The organism is Actinomadura bangladeshensis (assembly GCF_004348335.1).
GTDB lineage: Bacteria > Actinomycetota > Actinomycetes > Streptosporangiales > Streptosporangiaceae > Spirillospora > Spirillospora bangladeshensis.
In genome coordinates, this window is record NZ_SMJW01000023.1 from 41157 (window position 1) to 47637 (window position 6481).

Genomic DNA, 6481 nt, shown 5'->3' on the forward strand with positions numbered 1-6481 from the left:
GACCCCGTACCGATCGGCCCGGTGGAGATCACCCGGGGGCGGGGACGGCGCCGTCGCCGAAGATGTAGTCGCAGTGGCGGCGCCAGATGCCGTCCAGGCCGTGCTCGTAGAGGGAGAATCCCCAGGCGTGGAAGTCGGCGCCGTAGCCGGCGAGCTCCTTGAACGCGCGGTCCATGACGTCGTCGGGCAGGTGGTGGGCGATGGTCACGTGCGGGTGGTACGGGAAGGGCAGTGGACGGGCCAGCGGGCCCGCCATAACCCTCTCCTGGACGCGTTCGCAGCCGCCGATTCCCTCGGCGAGCGCCACGAACACGACCGGGGACACCGGCCGGAACGTTCCGCTGCCGCGCAATCTGATCGGGAACGCCCGCTCGGTGTGCGCGACCCTCAGCAGGTGCGCGTGGATGCCGTCCAGCGCGGCCTCGTCCACCTCCGTGGGCGGGAGCAGCGTGATGTGCGTCGGGATGGCGTGGGCGAGCGGGTCGCCGAACGAGGCGCGCCTGGCCTGCAGGTAGGACCCGTGCGGGTCGGGGACGGGGATGGCGACGCCGATCGCGCGGCGGCCGGGCGCGCTCACCGCCGGAATGCCGCCGACCATCGTGGTGTGGGCCGCGGAGCGGGCCTCCCCCTGGCCCGCCGCGGCGGCGTCGCGCGGTGCGCGGTCAGCGACCACGTACGACGAATCCCACCCGTTCGCGCACGGTCTCCATCGTCCGCACGGCTACCTCGGAGGCGCGCTCGGCGCCCTGGGCGAGGAGCCGGTCGAGGTGCTCCTCGTCGTCCAGCAGCTTGAGCGTGCGCTCCCTGATGGGGGTGAAGGTGTCGAGGACGACCTGCGCGAGGTCCTTCTTGAACTGCCCGTAGCCGGAGCCCTGGTAGCGGGCCTCCAGGTCGGGGACGGACGTGCCCTCCAGCGCGGAGAAGATCCGCAGCAGGTTCGTGACGCCGGCCTTCTTCTCCTCGTCGTAGACGACCTCGGAGCCGGTGTCGGTGACCGCGCGCATGATCTTCTTGCGCATCGGGCCGGGCTCCTCCAGCACGTCGATGATGCCCTGCGGCGAGGAGGCCGACTTGCTCATCTTCGCGCCCGGCTCCTGCAGGTCGGTGATCTTCGCGGCGCCCTCGGGGATGTGCGCGTCCGGCAGCGTGAACGTCTCGCCGAACCGGTGGTTGAACCGTCCCGCGAGGGTGCGGGTCAGCTCCAGGTGCTGCCGCTGGTCCTCGCCGACGGGGACGCGCAGCGGCCGCCCGGACGCCGGGTCCGGGGTGTAGAGCAGGATGTCGGCGGCCTGGAGGATCGGGTAGGTGAACAGCCCGACGCTGGTGCCGCTCGTGCCCTGCTTGGACGACTTGTCCTTGAACTGGGTCATCCGGCCTGCCTCGCCGAACCCGGTGAGGCAGCCGAGGATCCACGCCAGCTCGGCGTGCTCGGGGACGTGGCTCTGCACGAACACGTGGGCGCGGTCGGGGTCCAGGCCCATCGCGAACAGCTGCGCGGCGGCGACCTTCGTGCGGCGGCGCAGCAGCGCCGGGTCGTGCTCGATGGTGATCGCGTGCAGGTCGACGACGCAGTAGAACGCCTCGTGCGTGTCCTGCATCGCGACCCACTGCCGGAGCGCGCCCAGATAGTTGCCGAGGTGGAACGAGTCGGCGGTGGGCTGGATGCCGGACAGCACGCGCGGCTCGGCCGCGGTGGTTCCGGACGCTGGCTGGCTGGACGCTTCGGGCATGGGCACGATTCTCTCAGGTGTCACGTGGGGACTTCGCCGCCGGTGCCCACGCCGCCGGGCGGGGCGGTGAGCGGGCCGGCGGCGTCGCCGGGCACCGCCCGCGGGGTCGCGGACGGCGTGCCGGGCGGCACCGGTGCGGCCTGCGGCGTCGCCCGCGGCATGACGCGCACGCGGGCCACCCGCCGGCCGTCCATCCGGGCCACCGCGAGGCGGCGGCCGCCGGCCTCCACCGAGTCGCCCTCGGCGGGGACCCGGCGCAGCACCGCCATGATGTGCCCCGCGACCGTCTCGTACGGCCCGTCCGGCAGCCGGATGCCGGTCTCGGCGGCGAAGTCGTCCAGGTTGAGCAGGCCGTCGACCTCGACAACCCCGCCGTGCAGGCGCCGTGCCTGCGCGTCCTGCACATCATATTCGTCGCGGATGTCGCCGATCAGTTCCTCCAGCAGGTCCTCCAGGGTGACGATCCCGGCCACACCGCCGTACTCGTCGGTGACGATCGCCAGGTGGCAGCCCTCGCGGCGCATCTCCGACAGCGCCGGCAGTACCCGTTTCGAGGGGGGCAGGAACTTCACCGGACGTACCAGGCCGCCGACGACGGCGTTCTCCGTTGGCGCGTCGGGGGCCAGCAGGTCCCGGATGTGGACGAATCCGACCACCTCGTCGTGGGACTCGCGGCAGACCGGGAACCGGGAGTGCGGGCTGCGCGCGGCGAGCCGGGCGGCTTCGCGCAGCGGGAGGGCGGCGTCCAGGAACAGCACCTCGGTGCGCGGCACGAGGACCTCGCGCAGCGGCCGGTCCCCCGCCGCGAACACCTCCCCGATCAGCGCCCGCTCCTCCGCGGTGAGCTGGGTGTTCTCGGCGATGAGCGCCCGCATCCGCTCGGCGGTGATCTCCTCGCGCAGCGCGGCCGGGTCGCCGCCCGACAGCCGGACCACCAGGCCCGCCGAGCGCGACAGCAGCCACACCAGCGGGCGCACGGGGCCCGCGGGCGGCCGGGGCGGCGTCCGGTCCATGGGTTCAGCCTTCCCCGTTCGGCCTTCCGGATAGCCTGGACGGGCCCCGGGGTCCCGAATCGGCCGTGCCCGAGTCTCAGGTGCTCGCATTCATCGTGGAGGTCCGTCAGTGAAGCTGCTCGTCACCGGAGGCGCCGGCTACGTCGGCAGCGTCGTCTCCGCTCTGCTCGTGGAGGCCGGGCACGATGTCGTCGTGCTGGACGACCTGTCCACCGGGCACGAGGACGCGGTCCCCGAGGGCGCCCGGCTGGTGCGCGGCACGCTGCGCGACACGGCCGCCGACCTCCTCGCCGGGGCCGGGTTCGACGCCGTGCTGCACTTCGCGGCCCGGTCCCTGGTCGGCGAGTCGGTGGAGAAGCCCGGCCTGTACTGGGACAAGAACCTCGGCGAGTCGCTGGCGCTGCTGGACGCGATGCGCACCGCAGGCGTCCCCCGCATCGTGTTCTCCTCGACGGCCGCGACGTACGGGGAGCCGGAGTCGACGCCGATCCTGGAGACGGACCCGACCCGTCCGACCAACCCCTACGGCGCGTCCAAGCTCGCGATCGACACGGCCCTCGCCGAGTACGCGCGGCTGCACGGCATCGGCGGCGTGTCGCTGCGGTACTTCAACGTGGCGGGCGCCTACGGGCGGCAGGGCGAGCGGCACACCGTCGAGACCCACCTGATCCCGAACGTGCTGAAGATCGCGCAGGGCGACGGCGGGGCGGTCAAGATGTTCGGCGACGACTACCCGACGCCGGACGGCACCTGCGTCCGCGACTACATCCACGTCATCGACCTCGGCCGCGCCCACCTGCTGGCGCTGGACGCCTGCGAGCCGGGAACGCACCAGATCTTCAACCTGGGCAGCGGCACCGGCTACTCCGTCCGGGAGGTCGTGGAAGTGTGCCGCGAGGTCACCGGGCGCGGCATCGCCGCCGAGGTGGCGCCGCGCCGGGCCGGCGACCCGGCCGTGCTGATCGCCTCGTCGGACAAGATCCAGTCGCGGCTCGGCTGGAAGCCCGAGCGCGACCTGCGCACCATGGTGGACGACGCCTGGACCTTCCTGCGGTCCCGATGACCGAGGACTTCACCGCCGCGTTCGGACGCGCGCCGGAGGGGGTGTGGCGCGCCCCCGGCCGGGTCAACCTGATCGGCGAGCACACCGACTACAACGACGGGTTCGTGCTGCCGTTCGCGCTGTCGCGCGGGGTCTCCGTGACCGCCGCACGCCGCGACGACGGCATGATCGAGGTGCGGTCGCGCCAGGCTCCGGCCGCCGTGACCGCACCCGTGGACGGCCCGCCGGTCGTCTCCGAGGGGTGGCCCGCCGAGCACGCCTGGGCCGCGTACCCGGTCGGCGTCGCACGGGTGCTGCGCGAGCACGGGACGGGCGGCGCGTCGCTGCTGATCGACTCCGATCTTCCGCAGGGCGCGGGGCTGTCGTCGTCGGCCGCGCTGGAATGCGCGACGGCGCTGGCGCTCTGCGACCTGTACGGCGTCGAGATCGACCGTCCCGCCCTGGCGCGGCTGGCGCAGCGCGCGGAGAACGAGCAGGTCGGCATGCCGTGCGGGCTGATGGACCAGTCGGCGTCGCTGCTGTGCACGGCCGGGCACGCGCTCATGCTGGACTGCCGCAGCGAGCTGTCGTCCCAGGTCCCGTTCGACCCGGCCGCCGCCGGACTGACGCTGCTGGTGGTCGACACGCGCGCCTCGCACACGCTGACCGGCGGCGAGTACGGCCACCGCCGCGCCGAGTGCGAGGAGGCCGCGTCCCTGCTGGGCGTGGACGCGCTCCGCGACGTCACGGACCTGGCCGCCGCGCTCGGGACGTTGCGCGATCCCGCGCTGCGGCGGCGCGTCCAGCACGTCGTCACCGAGAACCACCGGGTGGAGGCCGGCGTCGGCCTGCTGCGCGCGGGCGCCCTGCCGGAGTTCGGCGCGATGCTGAACGCGTCCCACCTGTCGCTGCGCGACCAGTTCGAGGTGTCGTGGCCGGAGGCCGACACCACCGTCGACGTGGCGCTCCGGGCCGGTGCCCGGGGCGGGCGCATGGTCGGCGGCGGGTTCGGCGGCTCCGTCATCGTCCTGACGCCGGCGGCCCGCGCCGAGAAGGTCCGCGACGCCGTCACAGCGGCGTACGAGAAGCGCGGCTGGACGGCCCCGCAGTTCCTGGAGGCCGTCCCGTCGGACGGCGCCCGCCGCGTCCGGTAAGGCCGGGCGACAGGCGCCGGGTATCAGGTGAGGGCGGCGCGGATGTCCTCCAGGAGGCGGGTGGCGTCCTCGGCGGGTTCGGTCTGGTCGAGGGCGGTGAAGCCGTCCACGGCGGCGGACGCGTGGGAGGCGGCCTCGTCCAGCCGTCCCGCCTGGGCCAGGACGCGGGCCTGCTCGAAGGAGGTCAGGGCGGTCTCCCAGACGCGGGCGGGCTCGTTGTCCGGCGGCAGGCCCGCCAGCGCCGCGCGGGCCGTCTCCATCGCGGTGACGGCCGCGTCCCCATCGCCGCTCCACATCAGGCACAGCGCGGCGCGGCGGCGGGTGCGGACGACGCCGAACGGGTCGCCGGCCTTCTCGTACGCCTCGGCGGCCTGCGCGTAGCGTTCGGCGGCCTGCGCGTCCATGTCGAGGGCCGTCAGGACGTCGGCGGCCTCGTTGAGGAAGTGCGCGACGGCGTCGTGCTGCCCCTCGCGCGCCGCATCCTCGGCGAGGCCGGTGAACAGGGTCGCGGCCTCCTCCTCGCCGAGCTGCTTCTGCGCGTGCGCGAGGATCAGCCGGCAGCGCCGCGCGTAGTCGCCGTCGAGGCCCGGCAGGGCCTCCTCGGCGGCCTCGGCGGCCTCCAGGGCGCGGTCCGTGGACAGGTAGGCGGCGGCGAGGTCCACGCGGAGCTCGACGGCCTGCGGGTGCAGGCCCGCGGCCGTCCACGCCGCGATGCCCTCCACCAGGTCGGCGACGGCGTCGGCGGGACGGTCGACGGCGAGGAACGCCAGGCCGCGCTCGGAATGCGCCGCCGCGAGCATCGGCGACGGCCCCGGCACCACGCCGATCACCTCGTCGAGGAGGGCGAACACCTCGTCGTCCGGGCCGCTCTCCCGGCGGGCCAGCGTCCGGGCCAGCAGCAGTGCGGGCGAGGCGACCAGCTCCGGATCGGCGGACGCCCGCGCCGCCTCCATCGAGCGGCGCAGCGCGGCCGCCGCCTCGTCGGCGCGGTCGGTCAGCAGGAGCGCCTGCCCGCGCAGGAACCACAACTCGCCGACGTAGTCGGATGCCTGGTCGGACGTGTCCTCGGGTACGCCGTCCAGCACGGCGAGGGCGTCGCCGGGACGGTCGAAGCGGATGTGCGCGGTGGCGAGCCGGAGCAGCGCGGACGCGGTGTCGGCGGCCTCCCCGGGGTTCGCGGTGAAGTGGTCGGCCGCGGTGACCAGCAGGTCGAACCCGTCCTCGTCGCCGAGGTCGACGCGGACCGCGCCGAGACGGCCCAGCGTGCGGTGCCGGCGCGTCTCGTCGCCCAGCTCGCCGAACAGCCGGGACGCCTCCTCCCAGGCGGCGGCCGCCTTCTCGCCGTCGCCGTCGACGGCGTGCTCGACGCCCCGGGCGTCCAGCCGGCGGGCCCGCTGCAGCGGCGTCGGCTCGGTCGTCTCGGCGACGGCGTCGAACCGGCGCCAGGCCGCCAGCATCCCGGGGACGTCGCTGCTCCTGCGGCGCCGGTCGCCGATCTCGAGGATCTCGTCGAGGTCGTCGACGGCGGCCAGGTCGTCCTGC

At 74.5% G+C, this 6481-nt stretch carries 6 protein-coding genes; 2 read left to right on the forward strand and 4 right to left on the reverse strand.

From position 1 onward, the window contains the following. Window positions 1-28: 28 nt before the first annotated feature. Genes E1284_RS07330 through E1284_RS07340 form a run of 3 tightly spaced genes read right to left on the reverse strand, consistent with a single transcriptional unit; the run spans window position 29 to window position 2743 of the window. Window positions 29-673: a 2'-5' RNA ligase family protein gene (locus E1284_RS07330; RefSeq protein ID WP_243714316.1), complete on the reverse strand. Its 645-nt coding sequence runs from the start codon at window positions 671-673 to the stop codon at window positions 29-31. After that, on the reverse strand, window positions 663-1730 hold the full coding sequence (trpS, locus tag E1284_RS07335; RefSeq protein ID WP_131938225.1) for a tryptophan--tRNA ligase: 1068 nt from the start codon (window positions 1728-1730) through the stop codon (window positions 663-665). The genes E1284_RS07330 and trpS overlap by 11 nt, the downstream gene beginning before the upstream one ends. A 20-nt stretch (window positions 1731-1750) precedes the next feature. Then, window positions 1751-2743, reverse strand: a complete 993-nt coding sequence (locus E1284_RS07340) for a hemolysin family protein (RefSeq protein WP_243714317.1) — start codon at window positions 2741-2743, stop codon at window positions 1751-1753. 109 nt (window positions 2744-2852) lie between these two features. On the opposite strand from E1284_RS07340, the gene galE reads away from it, so the two are divergent. Both galE and galK read left to right on the forward strand, forming a co-directional pair. Continuing rightward, entirely contained in the window at window positions 2853-3806 is a 954-nt protein-coding gene (galE, locus tag E1284_RS07345) for a UDP-glucose 4-epimerase GalE (RefSeq protein WP_131938227.1), read from the forward strand. Further along, window positions 3803-4939 carry a galactokinase gene (gene galK, locus E1284_RS07350; protein ID WP_131938228.1) on the forward strand — a complete coding sequence of 379 codons (1137 nt, stop codon included), beginning with the start codon at window positions 3803-3805 and terminating at the stop codon, window positions 4937-4939. Before galE ends, galK begins: the two co-directional genes overlap by 4 nt. 23 nt (window positions 4940-4962) lie before the next feature. On the opposite strand, the gene E1284_RS41275 is transcribed toward galK, so the two are convergent. Next, window positions 4963-6481 (reverse strand): tetratricopeptide repeat protein (locus E1284_RS41275; protein WP_207923611.1); only part of this gene is annotated, 1519 nt, incomplete at its 5' end.

Coding starts and splice junctions, on each gene's coding strand:
- trpS (WP_131938225.1), bottom strand. CDS start 1,730: ATGCCCGAAGCGTCCAGCCAGCCAGCGTCCGGAACCACCGCGGCCGAG.
- E1284_RS07340 (WP_243714317.1), bottom strand. CDS start 2,743: ATGGACCGGACGCCGCCCCGGCCGCCCGCGGGCCCCGTGCGCCCGCTG.
- galK (WP_131938228.1), top strand. CDS start 3,803: ATGACCGAGGACTTCACCGCCGCGTTCGGACGCGCGCCGGAGGGGGTG.